At 70.6% G+C, this 20,360-nt stretch carries 12 protein-coding genes; 11 read left to right on the top strand and 1 reads right to left on the bottom strand.

Annotation, left to right across the window (positions count from 1 at the left end; translation table 11 throughout):
• Positions 1-172: 172 nt before the first annotated feature.
• Genes K3U96_RS09870 through K3U96_RS09905 form a run of 8 tightly spaced genes read left to right on the top strand, consistent with a single transcriptional unit; the run spans position 173 to position 16,804 of the window.
• Positions 173-919, top strand: a complete 747-nt coding sequence (locus K3U96_RS09870) for a thioesterase II family protein (protein ID WP_220692868.1) — start codon at positions 173-175, stop codon at positions 917-919.
• A complete protein-coding gene (locus K3U96_RS09875) occupies positions 909-2,219 on the top strand; it encodes a beta-ketoacyl [acyl carrier protein] synthase domain-containing protein (protein WP_220692869.1) in 1,311 nt (436 codons plus the stop codon). Before K3U96_RS09870 ends, K3U96_RS09875 begins: the two co-directional genes overlap by 11 nt.
• Positions 2,219-5,185 (top strand): mycobactin polyketide synthase MbtD, encoded by a 2,967-nt coding sequence (gene mbtD, locus K3U96_RS09880; RefSeq protein WP_220692870.1) that lies wholly within the window; start codon positions 2,219-2,221, stop codon positions 5,183-5,185. Before K3U96_RS09875 ends, mbtD begins: the two co-directional genes overlap by 1 nt.
• On the top strand, positions 5,178-10,277 hold the full coding sequence (locus K3U96_RS09885) for a non-ribosomal peptide synthetase (protein WP_220692871.1): 5,100 nt from the start codon (positions 5,178-5,180) through the stop codon (positions 10,275-10,277). Before mbtD ends, K3U96_RS09885 begins: the two co-directional genes overlap by 8 nt.
• Positions 10,274-14,626: a non-ribosomal peptide synthetase gene (locus K3U96_RS09890; RefSeq protein WP_220692872.1), complete on the top strand. Its 4,353-nt coding sequence runs from the start codon at positions 10,274-10,276 to the stop codon at positions 14,624-14,626. Before K3U96_RS09885 ends, K3U96_RS09890 begins: the two co-directional genes overlap by 4 nt.
• Positions 14,623-15,936 (top strand): NADPH-dependent L-lysine N(6)-monooxygenase MbtG, encoded by a 1,314-nt coding sequence (mbtG, locus tag K3U96_RS09895; protein ID WP_220692873.1) that lies wholly within the window; start codon positions 14,623-14,625, stop codon positions 15,934-15,936. Before K3U96_RS09890 ends, mbtG begins: the two co-directional genes overlap by 4 nt.
• Complete coding sequence (locus K3U96_RS09900; RefSeq protein ID WP_220692874.1) at positions 15,914-16,129, top strand: MbtH family protein; 216 nt, start codon at positions 15,914-15,916, stop codon at positions 16,127-16,129. The genes mbtG and K3U96_RS09900 overlap by 23 nt, the downstream gene beginning before the upstream one ends.
• A 27-nt stretch (positions 16,130-16,156) precedes the next feature.
• Positions 16,157-16,804, top strand: a complete 648-nt coding sequence (locus tag K3U96_RS09905; protein ID WP_230982411.1) for a DUF998 domain-containing protein — start codon at positions 16,157-16,159, stop codon at positions 16,802-16,804.
• A gap of 12 nt (positions 16,805-16,816) precedes the next feature.
• Here K3U96_RS09905 and K3U96_RS09910 read toward each other — a convergent pair whose 3' ends face one another.
• Positions 16,817-17,137: a type II toxin-antitoxin system VapB family antitoxin gene (locus K3U96_RS09910; RefSeq protein WP_069408134.1), complete on the bottom strand. Its 321-nt coding sequence runs from the start codon at positions 17,135-17,137 to the stop codon at positions 16,817-16,819.
• A gap of 148 nt (positions 17,138-17,285) precedes the next feature.
• On the opposite strand from K3U96_RS09910, the gene hrcA reads away from it, so the two are divergent.
• The 3 genes from hrcA to K3U96_RS09925 are packed head-to-tail and all read left to right on the top strand — an operon-like array spanning position 17,286 to position 20,251.
• Positions 17,286-18,317 carry a heat-inducible transcriptional repressor HrcA gene (gene hrcA / locus K3U96_RS09915; RefSeq protein ID WP_069408135.1) on the top strand — a complete coding sequence of 344 codons (1,032 nt, stop codon included), beginning with the start codon at positions 17,286-17,288 and terminating at the stop codon, positions 18,315-18,317.
• Between the two features lie 38 nt (positions 18,318-18,355).
• On the top strand, positions 18,356-19,504 hold the full coding sequence (gene dnaJ / locus K3U96_RS09920; protein WP_220692875.1) for a molecular chaperone DnaJ: 1,149 nt from the start codon (positions 18,356-18,358) through the stop codon (positions 19,502-19,504).
• A gap of 6 nt (positions 19,505-19,510) precedes the next feature.
• Positions 19,511-20,251, top strand: coding sequence for a 16S rRNA (uracil(1498)-N(3))-methyltransferase (locus K3U96_RS09925; RefSeq protein WP_069405051.1), 741 nt, complete (start codon positions 19,511-19,513; stop codon positions 20,249-20,251).
• The last annotated feature ends 109 nt before the right edge of the window (positions 20,252-20,360 follow it).

Here is a 20,360-nt window from a genome sequence, read left to right on the forward strand (position 1 = left end):
GCCGCACCCGGTGGCACTCGGGGCGTAGCCGTGTTCGGCGGGCCGACGATAAGGTAATGTCACCCTAACTTAGGGCAGCCTGCGCTAATTCTCGGAGGGACATGATGGGTGGTACCGCCGCGCAGAGCCAGGCCGTCCACTGCCGTGGAGCCGATGCGACGCCACCGCCACGATGATCGATGAACAGCGGGAACTGATTTTCGCGCCCTGGATCAAACGCACACCCGGCCAGCGCGCCGACGGCTCGACGGTGGTGTTCCCCCACGCCGGCGGCGCCGCCGCGGCCTACCGGGGGTTCGCGACAGCCCTGGCCGCCACCGGCAACGACGCGTACGTCGTGCAGTATCCGCAACGAGCCGACCGGTTGTCGCACCCGGCGCCCGACACCGTCGAACAGTTGGCGGCGGATCTGTACGCGGCCGGTGACTGGGCCCGCATCGGCCCGCTGCGCCTGTTCGGCCACTGCATGGGCGCGATCATCGCGTTCGAGTTCGCCCGCGTCGCCGAGGAACACGGCGTCGACGTCGGCCAGCTGTGGGTGTCGGCCAGCCAGGCGCCCCACACGGTCGTCACCTCACCGCGGTTGCCGACCGCCGACGCCGAGGTGGTCGCCAACATGGTCGACCTCGGCGGCACCGATCCGCGCCTGCTCGACGACGAGGAGTTCATCGAGTTGCTGGTCCGCGCCGTGCGTGCCGACTATGTGGCGTTCAACCGTTACGTGTGCGGCCCGGACCGCAAGATTCGCGCCGACATCCATCTGCTCGGCGGCCGCGGCGATCACCGGGTCAGCCAGGACATGTTGCGCCGGTGGGAAATCCACACCGAGCAAGCCGTCACGCTCACACTCTTCGACGGTGGACACTTCTACCTCAACGAGCACATCGACACGGTGGCGGAGCTGATCAATGACAGCTAGCGACCCCGTGGTCATCACCGGTATGGCGCTCGAGGCGCCCGGCGGAATCGAAACCGCCGACCAGTACTGGGCGCTGCTCGCCGAACAACGCGAAGCGCTGAGCCCGTTCCCGCGCGACCGCGGCTGGGCGATCCGTGACGTGCTGGACGGGTCACGGCGCGACGGCTTCAAGCCGATCCAGGACCTAGGTGGATTCCTCACCGGCGCAGCCACATTCGACCCCGAGTTCTTCTCCATCTCGCCGCGCGAGGCCCTCGCCATGGACCCCCAGCAGCGGGTCGCACTGCGGGTGGCGTGGCGCGCCCTGGAGAACACCGGGATCAACCCCGACGACCTCGCCGGACACGACGTGGGCTGTTACCTCGGCGCGTCGGCGATGGGCTACGGACCCGATCTGGCCGAATACACCAACCTGACCGGACATCTGATGGCCGGCACTGCGCTGGGCCCGGTGTCCGGGCGGATCGCCTACACGCTCGGCCTCACCGGACCCGCGCTCACGATCGACACCTCGTGCTCCTCGGCGCTGACCGCCATCCATGTGGCGAGCCAGGCGCTGCGCTGCGGCGACTGCGATCTGGCGCTGGCCGGCGGTGTCTGCGTGATGGGATCACCGGGCTTCTTCGTCGAGTTCTCCAAGCAGCACGCGCTTTCCGACGACGGCCACTGCCGCCCGTACAGCGCGCACGCCTCGGGAACGGTGTGGGCCGAGGGCGCGGCGATTTTCGTCCTGCAACGCCGCTCGGACGCGCTGCGCGACGGACGCCGGGTGCTCGCCGAGTTGCGGGCCACCTGCCTGAACCAGGACGGCCGGTCGGCCGGGCTCACCGCACCGAGTGGAGCGGCGCAGGCCCGGCTGTTCAAGCGTGCCATCGACCAAGGCGCCGTGCGCCCCGAAGACATCGGCATGATCGAAGGACACGGCACGGCAACCCGACTCGGCGACCGCACCGAGCTGATCTCGCTGTCGCAGACCTACGGCGCCACCGCAGCCCGCCGCGGCGGACTGCTCGGCTCAGTGAAGTCCAACATCGGCCACACGCAGGCCGCCGCCGGTGGGCTGGGACTGGCCAAGGTGCTGATCGCCGCCGAGCACGCCGCCGTCCCACCCACGCTGCACGCCGACGATGCCAGCCGCGAAATCGACTGGGACAGCCAAGGACTGCGGCTAGCCACCAAGCTGACACCCTGGCCCGCCGTCGACGGTCAGCGGATGGCCGCGGTGAGTGCGTTCGGCATGAGCGGCACCAACGCACACGTGATCGTCTCGATGCCCGAGCGCGGAAACGAGGCGGCCTGATGCCGGGTCGCCTGCTGCCCGACGGGCGGGTGCCCGTCGTGCTCAGCGCGCACGCCGAAGAACTGATCGGGGCCGACGCCGAGGCGATCCTGCGCTACCTGGATCACGGTTGCGCCGTCCATGCGGTCGCCAACACCTTGGTGCGCACCCGCAGGCTGCGCAGGCACCGCGCCGTGCTGCGCGCGGCCGACCTCGACGAGTTGGCCGACGGTCTGCGCGCGCTGAGCACAGGTGCGGACCATCCGCTTCTGGCCCGGTCGTCGGGGTCAGTCGTGGCCCGAACGGCGTTCGTCCTTCCCGGCCAGGGCAACCAGTGGCCGTCGATGGGCGCCGACGCCTACCGTCAGTCGGCGGTGTACCGCGCCGAGGTCGACCGGTGCGCGGCGGCGTTCGTCGCCGCGGGGGAACCCTCCCCGTTGCCGTACCTGACCGCCGACACCGACGGTGGTGGGTGGAGCCAGGTGCAGCGCCAGGCCGCGCAGTTCGCCCACGCGGCCGGACTGGCCCAGGTGTGGCGATCCTGCGGGTTCGCCCCCGACATCGTGGTGGGACACAGCCTCGGCGAAATCGCCGCCGCCTACATCGCGGGCTCGATCACCCTCGCCGACGCCGCGGCCGTGGTGATCGCCAGGGCCAGGGCCGTCGACAGCCTGGCGGGCGACTACCGCATGGCGGCGCTGGGCATCACCTGCGAGGACGCGCAGCGTCTCGCCGCGACGGTCGACGGCTGGCTCGAGGTGTCCGCCGTCAACTCCCCGTCCTCCGTGGTGGTATCGGGGCACCGCGCCGCCGTCGACGCGCTGGTGGCCGCCGCATCGCAGCGCGCGGTGTTCGTGCGCGCACTCGACGTGACCTATCCCGGCCACACCAGCGCGCTGGAACCACTGCGCGACGCCCTCACCGCATCGTTGCCGCGCGGTCAATTCGTGGCGGGCACAGCGGAATTCATCGGATCGGCCACCGCAGCGACCGTCGCTGCGGGCACCGACTTCGTCGACTACTGGTACCGCAACCTGCGCAACACCGTCCGCTTCGACCGCGCGGCGGCCGCAGCCCGCGGGCGCGGGGCATCGCGGTTCGTCGAGCTGTCGGCGCATCCGTCGCTGCTGTTCGCGTTGGGCGATCTGTTCGCTGATGAGCCCGGCGACGAACCGCAGATCGTCGGGTCGGGTCGACGCGGTGAACCGTTCGGCGACGCCGTGTCGGCGGCCATCGTCGCCGCCGCCGTCGCCGACCCCGGCTACCGCTGGGCCGACCTGTTCGACACCGACAGCACTGTGCTGCAAGGCTTTCCGAACGCACCGATGCGTGCTGTCGCGCTGTGGGCAGCGCCGGAACCACTTGCGCCGGTGCCTCGGCTCACCGTGGCGGAGGAACGGTGGGTGCCGACGGCACGCCCGGTCCCCGGCGATACGGTTCGACGTATCGCGGTCGTCGACCTCTTGGGCCCCGCTGGCACCCTTGGCGATCGGCTGCGCACCGCCGTGCAGCACCATCCCGGCGCGCAACCCGCCGACGCACACGACGCCGACGTCCTCGTCGCGGTCGCTCCCGTGCTCGATTGCCCGGACGCCGAACCGGCCGCACACGACATCGCCAAGCTCATCGACGCCGGACTGCTCGACTACGTCGAAGCCGCCGGATCAGAGTGCGCCACCGTGTGTTTGGTGACCGTCGGCGGCGAGCAAGTCCGCCCCGGCGACGCCGCGGCCCTGCCGGCCCAGGGCGCCCTGGCCGCAATGCACCGCAGCGTCGGGTTCGAACACCCCGACCTGACGTTCGGTCGTCTGGACCTGCCGTCGTGGGACGTCGACGACGCCACCGCCGCGGCCGCTGTCGACGCGGTACTCGGCCAGGCGCAGGACGCGGCGGTGCGCGACGGAACGGCGTATACCCGCACGGTGACGGCATCGATGACGGCCGCCACCCCGTGGCCGCTCACCGACGGTGTGCTCGACAACGTGGTGATCACCGGCGGCAGTGGCACCGTGGGCATGCACTTCGCGCGGTACCTCGCCGAGCGCGGCGCCCGCCGGATCGTGTTGCTCAGCCGCAGCGGGATCGGCGAGACGACCAGGACCCAGCTTCGCTCGCCCGATGTCGAAATCGTCGACGCGCGGTGCGATATCACATCAGCGGAGCAGCTTTTGGCGGTGGCCCGCGAGCACGCAGGTGGCGGCGCGACGCTGCTCGTGCACGCCGCGGGCGCCGCCACGTTCGCCGAATGCGACCGCATCACCGGCGCCACGTTCACCGACACCGCGGCGGCCAAGATCACCGGGCTCGCCCGGATGACGGACCACTGGCCGCTGCATCCCGAGGTACGGATCGTGCTGTGCTCGTCGCTGTCCGGGGTCTGGGGCGGGCGCGGCCATGGAGCCTACTCCGCGGCCAACCGGATGCTCGACGTGATGGCCGGCCAACTACGCGCGAAGTGCCGGGCCTGTGTGGCCGTCAGATATGGGCTGTGGCAAGGCGATCCGCAACGCGGCAGCGGCATCGCCGAGGGGGCCGGGGTGGCCAACATCGAACGCTCGGGGCTGTTGCCGATGGCACCGGAGGCAGCGGTCGCGGCCAGCCTGTGCGATCACCCGGCCGACCCGCTGCTGATGTCCGCCGACGCCGAGCGACTGCGCGTGTTCCTGGACAGCCAACCGGTGCGCGAACCAGCGCCGCACACAGCTGAACTCGCCGCCGGCGCCGACGTCGCCGACCGTGTACTGGCCGCGCTGGCCGCCGTGCTGGCCCTCGACGCGACGGCGATCGACCCCGAAACGCCGCTGCTGGATTTGGGCGTGGATTCCCTTCTGGCGCTGGACCTGCGCAGCCGGCTGCTGCGCAGCACCGGCACAAAGGTGACGCTGGCGACCCTGCTGGGCGGCATCACCGCCCGCGAACTCATCGACGCCCTGGACGACCCGACAGCTTCCGCACGCACTGAGAAGGTGGAAACCACGCGTGACTGACACCGTTGATATCCGCGAGGACCTCGACCAGCGACGGCTGGAGGTGTTGCGGCGCAGGCTCGCCGAGCGGGGACTGCGGTCGACGAACCCGCAGAACGACGCGGTCGACGGCCTGTCTGACGGCCAGCGCCGCATGTGGTTCGTCCAGACCGCCGATCCCACCGGCGCGATCCTCAACATCTGCCTGTCCTACCGGCTCACCGGGGCGCTCGACGTGTCACGGCTGCACGACGCCCTCGACGCCGTCGCAGCGCGCCATCGCGCGCTGCGCACCACCTTTTGCGCCGACGCCGACGGCGAGCCGCAACCGACCGTGCACGACGAGCTGACACCGGGCTGGTCCGTCCACGACCTCTCCGAACTGTCCGAGCATGCCCGCCGACTGCGCCTGGAGGTGCTGGCGCAGCGCGAGTTCAACGCGCCGTTCGACCTGAGCACCGACGCGCCGCTGCGCATCACGGTGGTCCGCACCGGCGCCGACGAACACGTCATGCTGCTGGTCGCGCACCACATCGCGTGGGACGACGCCTGCTGGGCAGTGTTCTTCGCCGACCTCACCCGTGCATACGACGGGGAACCGCTGCCCGCACCCACCGCGGTGCCCCGACTGGACGACGAGCCGAGCGCCGAAGACCTCGACTACTGGCGCGCGGCGATGGCCGATCCGCCCGAACCCCTCGAGCTGCCCGGGCCCAACGGGTCTGCGGTCCCGACGAGTTGGCGCTCGCAGCGCACCACGCTGACGCTGCCCGGGCAGACCGCCGAGCAGGTGGCCGCGCTGGCCAAGGAATCCGGCGCAACCCCCTACATGGTGCTGTTGGCCGCGTTCGGGGTGCTGATGCACCGCTACACCCACGCCGACGACATGCTGGTCGCCACACCGGTGCTGAACCGGCCCGCCGAACTCGACGACGTCATCGGCTACTACGGCAACACCGTGGCGCTGCGGCTGCGCCCCCTAGCCGGACAGACCTTCCGTGACGTCCTGGCGGCCACCCGCGACACCGCCGTCGGTGCGTTCGCCCATCAACACGCCAACCTCGACCGGGTGGTGCGCGAGCTGAACCCCGACCGCCGCCACGGGGTGGAGCGGATGACCCGCGTCGCGTTCGGCGCCCGCGGCGCCGACGGGTCCGGCTTCTGCCCACCCGGCATCACGTGCGAACGTGCCGAGCTGCGTGGCCAATTCACCCAGCTTCCGCTGACATTCATGGTCGAGTTCGACGGCCCGACGGTGGTGGTGGAGGCCGAGTATCTCGTCGAGGTGCTCGACGCGACGCTGGCCCGACAGCTGCTCGATCACTACGCCGTGCTACTCGACGACGCGCTGCGCCACCCCGACCAGCGGATCGGCGAGCTGCAGGTGATGGGCGCCGCCGATCGCGAATGGCTGCGTGCGGTCGCGGCGGGCGACGAATTCCACACCCCGGCAAAGACGTTGACCGAGCTGGTGGAGGCGCAGGTCGCCCGCACCCCCGATGCGGTAGCCCTCGTCTACGAGGGCCGTCACTACTCCTATCGTGAGCTCAACGAGTCCGCCAACCGGGTCGCGCACTGGCTGATCGAGAAGGGCATCGGCGCCGAGGACCGCGTCGCGGTGCTGCTGGACCGCTCACCCGAACTGGTGATCACCGCGCTCGGCGTGATCAAGGCCGGCGCGATCTACCTGCCCGTCGACCCGACCTACCCCGAAGACCGGCTCACCTTCATCCTGTCCGACTCCGACCCGAAACTCGTGCTGCGCGAACCGGTCACCGGGTTGGACCGGTACCGCTCCGACAACCCGACCGATACCGACCGGGTGCGCGCGCTGAGCCCGCAGAGCACCGCGTACCTGATCTACACGTCGGGGTCCACCGGTCTGCCCAAGGGGGTGCCGGTACCGCATCGGCCGGTCGCCGAGTACTTCGTGTGGTTCGCCGACGAGTACGACATCGACCATCGCGAGCGGCTGCTACAGGTCGCGTCGCCGAGCTTCGACGTGTCGATGGGCGAGATCTTCGGCATGCTGGCCTGCGGCGGGCGGTTGGTGATTCCGCGGCCCGACGGCCTGCGCGACATCGGATATCTCACCGACCTGTTGCGCAACGAAGGCATCACCTCGATGCACTTCGTGCCGTCACTGCTCGGGCTGTTCCTGTCGCTGCCCGGCGTGAACCAGTGGCGCACCCTGCAGCGGGTGCCGATCGGCGGGGAGGCGCTGCCCGGTGAGCTCGCCGACAAGTTCCACGCCACGTTCGACGCGTTGCTGCACAACTTCTACGGCCCCACCGAGACCGTCATCAACGCCAGCCGATACAAGGTGGAGGGCACCCAGGGCACCCGCATCGTGCCGATCGGCACCCCCAAGATCAACACCCAGATCCACCTGCTCGACGACGCACTGCAGCCCGTGCCGGTCGGTGTCATCGGTGAGATCTACATCGGCGGAACACATGTCGCGCACGGCTATCACGACCGTCCCGGGTTGACCGCGGAACGGTTTGTCGCCGACCCGTTCACGGCGGGCGGGCGGCTCTACCGGTCCGGCGACCTTGCGCGCCGCAACGCCGACGGTGACATCGAGTTCGTCGGGCGCGCCGACGAGCAGGTCAAGATCCGCGGTTTCCGCATCGAGCTCGGGGAGGTCGCCGCGGCGATCTCGGTGGACCCCAGCGTCGGTCAGGCGGTCGTGGTGGCCAGCGACCTGCCGGGGCTGGGCCGAAGCCTCGTCGGGTATCTGACCGCGGCGCCTGACGCCGAGGTCGTCGACGTCGAGCGCATCCGCAACCGGGTGACCGCCGCGCTGCCCGAGTACATGACACCGGCGGCATACGTTGTCGTCGACGAGATCCCAATCACCGCGCACGGCAAGATCGACCGGGCGGCGCTGCCGGAACCGGACTTGAATGCGTTGGCCGGTTCCGGCGCCGCGTACCGCGAACCCGCCGAGGGCACCGAGCGGCACGTCGCGCAGATGTTCGCCGACCTGCTCGACCGTGACCGGGTGGGCGCCGACGACTCCTTTTTCGACCTGGGCGGGCACTCGCTGCTGGCCACCAAACTGGTTGCGGGGCTGCGGTCGCGGTTCAGCGTCGACATCGGCGTGCGGGAGGTGTTCGAGCTCGGTACCGTCGCCGCGCTGGCCGAGCGGATCGACGCGACGTCCTCGCGCGGTACCGCGCGGCCCCCGCTGGTGGCGATCCCGCACGACGGTCCGCTGCAGTTGTCGGCCTCGCAGCTGCGGATGTGGTTCCAGTACCGCATCGACGGGCCCAACCCGGTCAACAACATCCCGTTCGCGGCCCGCATCAGCGGGCCCTGCGACGCCGACGCGTTCGTCGCGGCGGTCCGTGACGTCGTGGCCCGCCACGAGGTGCTGCGCACGACCTACCGCGAAATCGACGGGGTGCCATACCAGATCGTGAACGCCGCCGGTGACGTGGCGGTTCGCCGGGCCCACGGCGCCGACGACACCTGGCTGCACACCGAACTGGACCACGAGCGGCGCCAGATCTTCGATCTCGAACACGACCTGCCGGTGCGCGCCGCCGTGCTGTCGACGCCCGACACACACGTGGTGTCGCTGGTGGTGCACCACATCGCATCCGACCACTGGTCGGCGATGGTGTTGTTCACCGACCTGCTGACCGCCTACCGGGCCCGCCGCGCCGGTCACCCGCCGAAGTTCGCGCCGCTGCCGGTGCAGTACGCGGACTACGCGGCGTGGCAGGCGGCCCTGCTGTCCGACACCGACGGACCCGTGGCCGGGCAGCGGGAGTACTGGCGCACCCAACTCGCGGGCCTGCCCGAGGACCCCGGCCTGGCACCGGATTTCCCGCGCCCGCCGGTGCTGAGCGGCGACGGCGACGCCGTCGAGCTGCGCATCGACGCCGCGACCCGCGCCAAGTTCACCGCGTTGAGCCAGGAGCTCGGCGTCACCGAGTTCATGCTGCTGCAATCGGCGGTGGCCGTGGCACTGCTCAAAGCCGGTGAACGACCGGACATCCCGCTGGGCACCCCCGTCGCCGGGCGCACCGAGGCCGAACTGGACCAGCTGATCGGGTTCTTCGTCAACATCGTGGTGCTGCGAAACGACCTGCGGGACAACCCGACGCTGCGCGAGGTGCTGCGCCGCTCCCGCGACACCGCGCTGGAAGCCTATGCACACCAGGACCTTCCGTTCGACCAGGTGGTGGACGCGGTGCGGCCCACGCGGTCGCTGTCACGTAATCCGCTGTTCGGTGTCGTGGTGCACGTGCGCGACGGGCTGCCCGTCGACCAACCCATCGAGTCCGGCGCACAAGGCGCGACCACGTTCACCGCGCTGGAACCCCCTTTCGACGTCGCGCACGCCGATCTGTCGGTCAACTTCTTCGCGACCGAGGACGGATACCGGGGCCACCTCATCTACCGCACCGACCTGTACCGGCGCGCGACCGCGCAGCGGCTCGTCGGCTGGCTCGGCCGGGTGCTGGCGGCGTTCGCCGACGATCCCGACCAACGGCTGCGCGACGTGCAGATCGCCGACGACGCCGAACTGCGCCAGGTGCACCAGTTCAGCGTTGCGGCACAGGTCAGCATCCTCGACGGCTGGCGCGACCCCGTCGCGATCGGCGCCGTCGGCGACGTCTACGACCACGTCGTCGACCAGATCGGCACGCATCTTCGGGCCCGCGGCACGCGGGGGCGGTGGACCGAGCACGGCTCCGTGCAGATCCTCGACACGACCGAGGTGCGCGCGCCGTCGGCGCCCGCCGGGCCGGCCGAACCGGCTCGCACCCAAACCGAGCGGGCGCTCGCGGCGATCCTCGCCGACGTGCTCGGCGTGCCCGACGTCAACCGCACCGACGGTTTCTTCGAACTCGGCGGTGACTCGATCCTGGCGGTGCAGGTGGCCGCCCGCGCCCGCGACACCGGGCTGGCGCTGACCGCGCGAATGGTGTTCGAGCACCCCACCGTTTCCGAATTGGCCGCCAAGATCGACGAGGCCGCCGACACGCCACGGGTCGCCGACACCCGCCACGACCCGATGTCGGCCTCCGGGCTCTCACCCGACGAACTGGCAGCCGTGACGTCGATGTGGACGGCCTCGCGCGACGGTGCCCCTTGACCGCGACGGACGCCAAGGCGGCCATCGAGGATGTGATGGCGCTCAGCCCGCTGCAACAGGGGCTGTTCTCGCTGGCCAAGCTCAGCGACGACGACCGCGGCGACCCGTACGTGATCGCCATGGCCGCCGACATCAGCGGCGCGCTGGACACCGCGCTGTTACGCGAATGCGCGGCAGCGATGCTGGCCCGCCACCCCAACCTGAGGGCCAGTTTCCTGCAGGCCAACCCCGGTCGGCCCGTGCAGGTGGTGCCCACCCATGTCGACGTGCCATGGCGACAGATCACCGCCACCGCCGACGAACTGGACGCGCTCGACATCGCCGAACGGCGCCGTCCGTTCGACCTGGAACGCGGACCGGCGATCCGATTCGTGCTCATCGAAATGCCGACAGAAGAGGATGGCGATCGCTTCCGTCTCACCGTCCTCGCCCACCACATCATCATCGACGGCTGGTCGCTGCCGCTGTTCGTCGGCGAGCTGATCACGCTGTACCGGTACGGCGGTGACCCGGCCGCACTGCCGCCACCGCCGCGGCCGTACCGCGACTACATCGGCTGGCTCGCCGACCGCGACCGCGACGCCAGCCGGGCGCTGTGGCGTCAACACCTCGACGGGCTCGACGGCCCGACGCTGCTGACACCCACGCTGGCGGCGGCCGAGCCGCCGACCGGAGCACCGCGGCGCACCGAGCTGAAGCTCGACCAACAGGCCACCGCGGAGCTGGCGGAGGCCGCGCGCACCCGCGGTATCACGGTGAACACCCTGATGCAGATGGCGTGGGCCACACTGCTGTCCGCGTTCACCGACCGCAGCGACGTGGTGTTCGGCGTGACGGTGTCGGGCAGGCCGGATGAGCTCACCGGCGTGGAGACGATGGTCGGGCTGTTCATCAACACCGTGCCGCTGCGCGTGCGGCTCGACCCCGTGGCCTCGGTCGGCGCGCAATGCGTTGCGCTGCAGCGCGAGGCCGCCCTGTTGCGCGATCACAGTTATGAGCCGCACGCCGAACTGCGCGCGCTGGGCGGTATCGGTGAGATGTTCGACAGCCTGCTGGTGTACGAGAACTTCCCGCCGGGCGGGCTGGTCGGCGGCGGCGATTTCACCGCCAACGGCGCGTCGTTTCGCCCGGCGGCGCTGGAGAGCCTGTCCCATTTCCCGGTGACCATCGCCGCGCACATGGTCGACGACCAACTCACCGTGCTGGTCGAGGTGATCGACGACGCGCTGGGGCCGATGAGCGCCGAATCGCTGGGCCGGCGTCTGCTGAGCACCGTGCAGCGCCTGATCACCCACTGGGACCGCCCGCTGCGCGACGTCGGTGTGCTGCTCGACGGTGAAGCCACCCCGCCAGCCGAATCCATCGACACACCAGCACATCTCGGCATACATGACGCGTTCGCCGAGATCGTCGACAGTCGGCCGGCAGCGCGGGCGCTGAGCTGGAACAGCGGCGAATTCACCTACCGGGAACTGGACCAGGCCGCCGACCGGTTGGCGGCCGCGCTGGCCCGGCGCGGGGTCGGTGCCGAACACCCGGTGGCCGTCAACCTCAGCCGCGGCCGACAGTACGTGACCGCGATGCTCGCGGTGCTCAAGGCCGGGGGAGTGATCGTCCCGCTGGACCCGTCGATGCCCGCCGAGCGCGTCACCGACATCCTGGCGCAGTCCGGTGCCGCGGTCGTCGTCGACGACGCACTGATCGCCGCTGCAGCCGACGAACTCACCGGTGACTTCCGGCCCGCTGCCGTGCATCCCGGGCAGGCCGCCTATGCGGTGTTCACCTCGGGCACCACCGGCAGGCCGAAGGGCGTCGTCGGAACTCATCAGGCCGTCCTGGCCTACGCCGCCGATCACGCGCGGAACATGTTGCGCCCGGCGGCGGCTCGGCTGGGCCGGCCGCTGCGGGTCGCCCACGCCTGGTCGTTCACGTTCGACGCCGCCTGGCAACCGCTGGCCGCACTGCTGGAGGGGCACGCCGTGCACATCGTCGACGACGACGTGCAACGTGACGCCGAGGCGTTGGTGGACACGATCGGGCGATACGGCATCGACATGATCGACACCACCCCGTCGATGTTCGCCCAACTGCACGCCGCGGGCCTGCTCACCACCGTGCCCCTCGCGGTGCTGGCGCTGGGCGGCGAGGCCGTCGGACTTCCGGCGTGGACCCTGATCCGCGACGAATGCGCCCGCACCGGGATGGCGGCCTACAACTGTTACGGCCCAACCGAAACCACCGTGGAGGCCGTCGTTGCCGGTATCGCCGACCACGAAAAGCCCACGATCGGGCGGCCCACCTCACCCACCCGCGCCTATGTGCTGGACTCCTGGCTGCGCCCGGTGCCCGACGGCGTGCCCGGCGAGCTGTACCTGGCCGGCGGGCAGTTGACCCGCGGCTATCTGGGCCGGGCGGGGGAGACCGCAAGCCGGTTCGTCGCCGACCCGTTCGCCGCGGGCCGGCGGATGTACCGCACCGGCGATGTCGTGCGCCGCCAGCCCGACGGTGCGCTGCAGTTCCTCGGGCGCTCCGATACCCAGGTGAAGATCCGTGGCTTCCGCGTCGAACCCGACGAGATCGCCGCGGTCCTGCACGCACATCCGGCCGTGCGCCACGCCCACGTCGCGGTGCGCAGGCACCGCTGGGGGCCACGGTTGACCGCGTACGTGGCCGCGGATCCCGAGCCCGCGGTGGCCGAGCTGCGAGCCCTGCTGGCAAAACGGTTGCCGCGCTACATGGTTCCGCACGGCATCGTCGTCGTCGACCAGCTCCCGCTCACCGCGCACGGCAAGGTCGACGACGCCGCGCTGGCCGCAATCACCGCTGCGGAGGGTCCGTCGGCCGCTGCCGAGACCCAGACCGAGGCCGCGCTGGTGCAGGTGCTGGCAGAACTGCTCGACGGCGCCGAGATCGACGTCACCGCCGACTTCCTGGCGCTCGGGTTGGACAGCATCGTGGCGCTCTCGGTGGTGCAGGCCGCGCGGCGGCGCGGAATCCCGTTGCGGGCCCGGCTGATGCTCGAATGTGCAAGCGTGCGCGAACTCGCGGCGGCCATCGACAACGAGTGGGTCGGCGTCGAACGCGACGATCGTGACGAGGCCGGGCCGGTTCCCGTGCTACCCAACGCCTATTGGCTCTACGAACACGGCGACCCGCGCCGGCTGGCCCAGACCGAGGCGATCTGGCTACCCGACGGCATCACCGGCGATCAGCTGCACCAGATGCTGCGCGCCGTCGTCGACGGGCACGAGGTGTTGCGGTGCCGGCTCGACGCCGAGACGATGACGCTGGTGGCTCAGGAACCCGGCGACATCCTGTCAGAGGTGACCGTCGAGAGCGACCTGGCCGACGCCGTCGCCCGACATACCGATGCCTCGGTGCAACGCCTTGACCCGCAACGCGGTTCGATGCTGTCCGCGGTGTGGCTGCGCCCACCCGACGGGCCCGGCGTGCTGGTGCTCACCGCGCACGCGCTCGCGCTGGACCCGGCGTCATGGCGGATCGTGCTGGGTGAGCTCGACGCGGCATGGCACACGATCCGTTCCGGCGCAGCACCGGCCCCGATCCGGGAACACACCAGCCTGCGCCGGTGGTCGCGCCGGCTCCGCGAGCGCGCGCAGGACCTGCAGACGTGTGACTTCTGGGCCGCGCAACTCGACGGCGAGGATCCCGCCATCGGCGCGCGCCGGGTGCAGCCCGAAACCGACAGGGCCGGTGACGTCGTCGTCACCGTGTCGGTCGCCGACGCCGATGTCAGCGCCCGGCTGGTGACATCGAGTGTCCCGACGCCGCACCTGCTGGCCGTCGCGGCCGCGCGCACCCTCACCCGCTGGCGACAACACCGCGGGCAGGACCCGCGCCCGCCGCTGCTGGCGCTGGAGACCCATGGGCGCGCCGACGGCATCGTCGCGGACGCGGACACATCCGACACCGTCGGGCTGCTCACCGCGATCTACCCGCTGCGGGTGCAGTCCAGCCAGGACCTGGCCGCGATCCCCGGCGACGGCATCGACTACGGTCTGCTGCGCTATCTGCGCCCCGACACCGCCAGCCGGCTGCGCGGATACCGCGAACCCCAGCTGCTGCTGAACTTCCTGGGCCGCATCCACGTCGGGCTCGACGGTGGCGTGCTGCGACCGGATCGCACGCTGCTGGCAGGGGTATCGCCGTTGCCGGAGCCCGAACTCGCGGTGCGACACGAGCTGACCATCGTGGCGGCGGTGCTCGGTGCGAGCGACGCGCCGGTGTTGGCCGCGCAGTGGCGGACGTTGCCCGACATCCTGTCGGCCGACGATGTCGTCATCCTTCAGTCCCTGTGGCAGGAATCGTTACGAGAGGTGGTGTCATGACCCCGACGTTGGCTGTGGTCGGTGCGGGAGCCAAGGCGGTCGCAGTCGCCGCCAAGGCCGCCGTCCTGCGCGAGATGGGCGTCGCCGTACCCGACGTCGTCGCCGTGGAACGCACTGCGGTGGCGGCTAACTGGAAGGCCGACGGCGGCTGGACCGACGGTCAACACCGGCTCGGCACCGGCCCGGAAAAGGACGTCGGCTTCCCGTACCGGTCCTCGTTGGTGCCGCGCCGCAACGCCGAACTCGACGAGCGGATGACCCGGCACAGCTGGCAGTCCTACCTCATCGGCACCGGCCAGTTCGCCGAATGGGTGGACCGCGGCAGGCCGGCGCCAACGCACAAGAAGTGGAGCCAGTATCTGCGCTGGGTCGCCGACAACATCGGCATGAACGTGGTTTACGGTGAGGTGCAGCAGATTTCGGTCGACTCCGGCGCCACCGGGCGGTGGGCCGTGCGCACCGCCGATGAGACCGTGCACGGCGACGGGCTGATGATCACCGGCCCCGGTCAGCCCGAGCGGTCGATCCTGCCAGGCAACCCGCGGGTGCTGTCCATCGCCCAGTTCTGGCACCGCGCCGCCCAGTGCGAGCTGATCACCGCCGAGCGCGTCGCGGTGATCGGCGGCGGCGAAACCGCGGCGTCGATGCTCAACGAGCTGTTCCGGCACCGGGTTTCCACGATCACCGTGATCTCGCCGCAGGTCACCCTGTTCACCAGGGGCGAGGGCTTCTTCGAGAACACGCTGTTCTCCGACCCCACCGGATGGACGGGCCTGACGCTGGCCGAACGTCGCGACGCGCTGACCCGCACCGACCGTGGGGTGTTCTCCGCGCGGGTGCAAGAGGCCCTGCTGTCCGACGACCGGATCCGTCACCTGCGCGGCAGGGTGGCGCACGCCGTAGCCCGCGACGGGCGAATCCGGTTGACGCTGAGCACGAATCAGGGCGGTGAGAGCCTGGAGACCGTGCATGGTTTCGACCTGGTGATCGACGGTTCGGGCGCCGACGCGACATGGTTCGTGCCGCTGCTGGGCCAGGACGCGCTGGATCTGCTCGAACTCGGCCTGGGCGGACCGCTCAGCGGCGACCGGTTGCAGGAGGCCATCGGTTATGACCTCGCGGTCACCAACGTCGCCCCGAAACTGTTTCTGCCCGGGCTGTCCGGGCTGACCCAGGGGCCCGGGTTTCCCAACCTGTCCTGCCTCGGGTTGCTGTCCGACCGGATCCTCGGCGCGGACCTCGGTGCGGGCACCGAGGCACCCGCCGACCAAGCACCTCGGAGAAGCGATGCGCACCAACCCATTCGATGACGACGACGGTACGTTCCTGGTGCTCGTCAACGACGAGGACCAGCACAGCCTGTGGCCCGCGTTCGCCGAACCGCCCACCGGGTGGCGTGTCCTGTTCGGCCAAGCCGCCCGCACGGACTGCATGGCCTACATCGAGCAGCACTGGACCGACATCCGTCCGCTGAGCCTGAAGGCCGCCATCCAAGCGGAGTAACACCCCGACTGCTCTACGTTGGTTGCCGTGGCGACCACGACGCGGCCGACGACGCTTACGGTGGCCGCGGCATGTTGGGTTGCCGCGGCGCTCGGCTACGTCGTGCTCGAACTGCTGGCGGCGGCCGCGCTACCCGGATACAGCTACACCCAGCACTACATCAGTTCGCTGGGCGTTCCGGCCTGGTCACCGCGCGCCTATCTGATGAACGCCGCCTTCTACGCCCAAGGGGTGCTGTTCCTGACCGGGGCACTGCTGGTCGCCACGGCGGTCCGGGGCCGCTTCAGCGCGGTGTTCGTCGTGCTGGCGGCGCTCAACGCCGTAGGCAACCTCCTGGTCGGCGTCGTGCACGGCGGCTCCCCGCTGTGGACGAACGGATATCAGTGGCTGCACGCGCTCGGCGCGTTTCTGGCGATCCTCGGCGGCAACGCCGCGGTGCTGGCCGGATCGGCGGTGGTGGCGCGCGCCACCGCGGCGCGCTGGTACCGCTGGGTCGGCGCGCTGATCGGCGTCGCCGGGATCGTGATCTTCGCGATGCTGCAGAACTACAACGACTGGGCGGTGAACTACGCGCCGGTCGGGCTCGTCGAGCGGGCCTGCGTGTACACGATCCTGGGCTGGCAGTTGCTCAGCGCCCTGCTGCTGTGGACGCGGTCGGCGGCGCCTCGCGGCTAGGCCTGCCGGCTACTAGGCCCACGCGTCAGCTGGGGACGGGATGTCCATGTCGAACACCCGGGCGTGCAGCACGGTGCGGTTACGCAGCGCGGCCCGCACCGCGCGGTGCAGCCCGTCCTCCAGATAGACGATGCCCTTCCAGCGCACCGCATGCGGAAACAGGTCCCCGTAGAACGTCGAGTCCTCCGACAACAACCGGTCAAGGGCGAGCACGGTCGTCGTCGTCACCAACTCGTCGAGCCGGATCTGCCGCGGTGGGATCCGGGCCCACTGCCGGTGGGACAGCCCGTGATCGGGATACGGTCGGCCCTCGCGGACGCCTTTGAAGATCATCTGCCGGACGCCCCCGGTGTCCTCGATCTGGGCGGAGGGTTCACGCTGCGAAGGCTATCGCACAGGCGCCGTTCGCCACGTGAACTGTGCTGGCGGGTATTCGCGCTGCTGATGACCGTAAACTGGACAGCGAAATCGGAGGTGAACCATGGGGAGTGCCGACGAGCGTCGGTTCGAGGTGCTGCGCGCCATCGTCGCTGACTTCGTGGCCACCAAGGAACCGATCGGCTCCAAGACCCTTGTCGAGCGACACAACCTCGGGGTGTCGAGTGCGACCGTGCGCAACGACATGGCGGTCCTCGAGGCCGAGGGCTACATCACCCAGCCGCACACCAGCTCGGGCCGGGTGCCCACCGAGAAGGGCTACCGCGAGTTCGTCGACCGCATCCACGACGTCAAACCGCTGTCCACGTCTGAACGACGCGCGATCCTGACGTTCCTGGAATCCGGCGTCGACCTGGACGACGTGCTGCGCCGCGCCGTGCGGCTGCTGGCGCAGCTCACCCGGCAGGTGGCGATCGTGCAGTACCCGACGCTGACGGCGTCGACCGTGCGCCGCCTCGAGGTCGTCCCGCTCACCCCGGCGCGGGTGCTGCTGGTGGTGATCACCGACTCCGGGCGCATCGACCAGCGCATCGTCGAGCTCGGCGACACCATCGACGACCACGAACTCGGGCAGCTCCGTGATCGGCTGGCGCAGGCGCTGGAGGGTAAACCGCTGTCGGCCGCATCCGCCGCGGTGGCCGAGCTGGCCGCCCAGCTCGACGGGACCGGCGGACTGTCCGACGCGATCGGGCGAGCCGCGACGGTGCTGGTGGAAACCCTCGTCGAGCACCGCGAAGAACGGCTGCTGCTGGGCGGCACCGCCAACCTGACCCGCAACACCGCCGACTTCGGCGGCTCGCTGCGCTCGGTGCTCGAGGCGCTGGAGGAACAGGTCGTGGTGCTGCGGCTGCTGGCCGCGCAGCAGGAGGCCGGCAAGGTCACCGTGCGCATCGGTCACGAGACCGAGGCCGAGGAGATGACGGGCACCGCGGTGGTCAGCACGGCCTACGGTAGTGCGGGCAAGGTGTACGGCGGCATGGGTGTGTTGGGACCCACCAGGATGGACTATCCGGGAACTATCGCTAATGTCGCTGCGGTTGCTCTCTATATCGGCGAAGTCTTAGGCAGCCGATAACTCGGCACCAAACACAGGCATAGACAGGCAGGTCAGGCGTGGCACGCGACTATTACGGGCTGCTCGGAGTGAGCAAGGGCGCAAGTGATTCGGAGATCAAGCGCGCCTATCGGAAGCTGGCGCGCGAACTGCACCCCGACGTCAACCCCGACGAGGACGCCCAGGCGCGGTTCAAGGAGATCAGCGTCGCCTACGAGGTGTTGAGCGATCCGGAGAAGCGCCGGATCGTCGATCTCGGTGGCGATCCGCTGGAATCCGCGGGCGCCGCGGGCAACGGGTTCGCCGGGTTCGGCGGGCTTGGCGACGTGTTCGAGGCGTTCTTCGGCGGCGGCCCGACGTCGCGCGGGCCGATCGGGCGGGTCCGGCCCGGCTCGGACTCGCTGCTGCGGATGCGGCTGGACCTGGCCGAATGCGCGACCGGGGTGACCAAGCAGGTCACCGTCGACACCGCGGTGTTGTGCGACCTGTGTCACGGCAAGGGCACCCACGGCAACTCCAGCCCCGCCACCTGCGACACGTGCGGCGGCCACGGCGAGATCCAGACCGTGCAGCGCTCGCTGCTCGGCCAGGTGATGACGTCACGGCCGTGCCCGGTGTGCGGCGGCGTCGGCGAGGTGATACCCGACCCGTGCCACCGTTGCGGCGGTGACGGCCGGGTGCGGGCGCGACGGGAGATCAGCGTCAAGATCCCCGCAGGCGTCGGCGACGGGATGCGGGTGCGGTTGGCGGCCCAGGGCGAGGTCGGGCCCGGCGGCGGACCCGCCGGTGACCTCTACGTCGAGGTGCACGAGAAGCCGCACGAGATCTTCGTGCGCGACGGCGATGACCTGCACTGCACGATTTCGGTACCGATGGTCGATGCCGCGCTGGGCACCAGCGTCAGCGTCGAGGCGATCATCGACGGCCCCACGGAGATCACCGTCCCGGCGGGCACCCAGCCCGGGCAGGTGACGACGCTCCGCGGCCACGGCATGCCCCATCTGCGGTCCGGGGTGCGCGGTGATCTGCACGCCCACATCGAGGTCGTCGTGCCGTCGCGGCTGGAGCACGAGGACATCGAGTTGTTGGGCAAGCTCAAGGAACGCCGCACCCGCGACGTCGCCGAGGTGCGCTCCACCAACGGGGCGGCGGGGTCCTCCGGTGGCGGGCTGTTCTCCCGGCTGCGCGAAACGTTCAGCGGCCGCTGACCCGTCGTGTCGTTGGCGCTGTTCTACGTCGACGCGCTGGCGCCGGTCGGTGAGACCGTCGTCGTCGACGGCGACGATGGTTTCCACGCCGCCAACGTGCGCCGCATCCGGGCAGGCGAGCGGCTGGCGCTCAGCGACGGCGCCGGCGAGCTGGCGCACTGTGTCGTCGAGGAGGCGGCCAAGGCCCGCCTGACCGCGCGGGTGCTGGAGCGCCGTTTCGTGCCGCCCCCTTCGCCGACGGTGACCGTCGTGCAGGCGATCCCGAAATCCGACCGTGCGGAGCTGGCCGTCGAACTGGCGACCGAGGCCGGGGCCGACGCGTTTCTGGCCTGGCAGGCCGCCCGCTGCGTCGCGAGATGGGACGGTGCGGCCAAGGTGGACAAGGGGCTGCGGCGCTGGGGCGCGGTGGTCCGGTCCGCGGCCCGCCAGTCGCGCCGCGCGCACATCCCGCAGGTCGGCGCCGTGGTGTCGACGGCCGAGCTGGTCGAGCGCCTCGGCACCCGCGACGCCGTCGCGCTCGTCCTGCACGAATCGGCGACGCGCCCGCTCACCGACGTGCCGGTGGCCGATGCGGGTGCGGTGTACCTGGTCGTCGGCCCGGAAGGCGGCATCACCGACGACGAGGTCGCGGCGCTGTCCGGTGCCGGCGCGACGCCGGTGCGGCTGGGTCCCACCGTGCTGCGGACCTCGACGGCGGCGGCGGTCGCGCTGGGGGCCCTTGGCGTGCTGACCGGGCGGTGGCGGTGAACCGGGCGCCTGCGCTAAACATTGGGAAGCGTCACGACCCGGCGGTAAACTGGGGGTTCTTGACGAACCGCCAGGCCAGGACACACACAGAAAGCAGGCACTGAACCCT

Source organism: Mycolicibacterium holsaticum DSM 44478 = JCM 12374 (genome assembly GCF_019645835.1).
GTDB lineage: Bacteria > Actinomycetota > Actinomycetes > Mycobacteriales > Mycobacteriaceae > Mycobacterium > Mycobacterium holsaticum.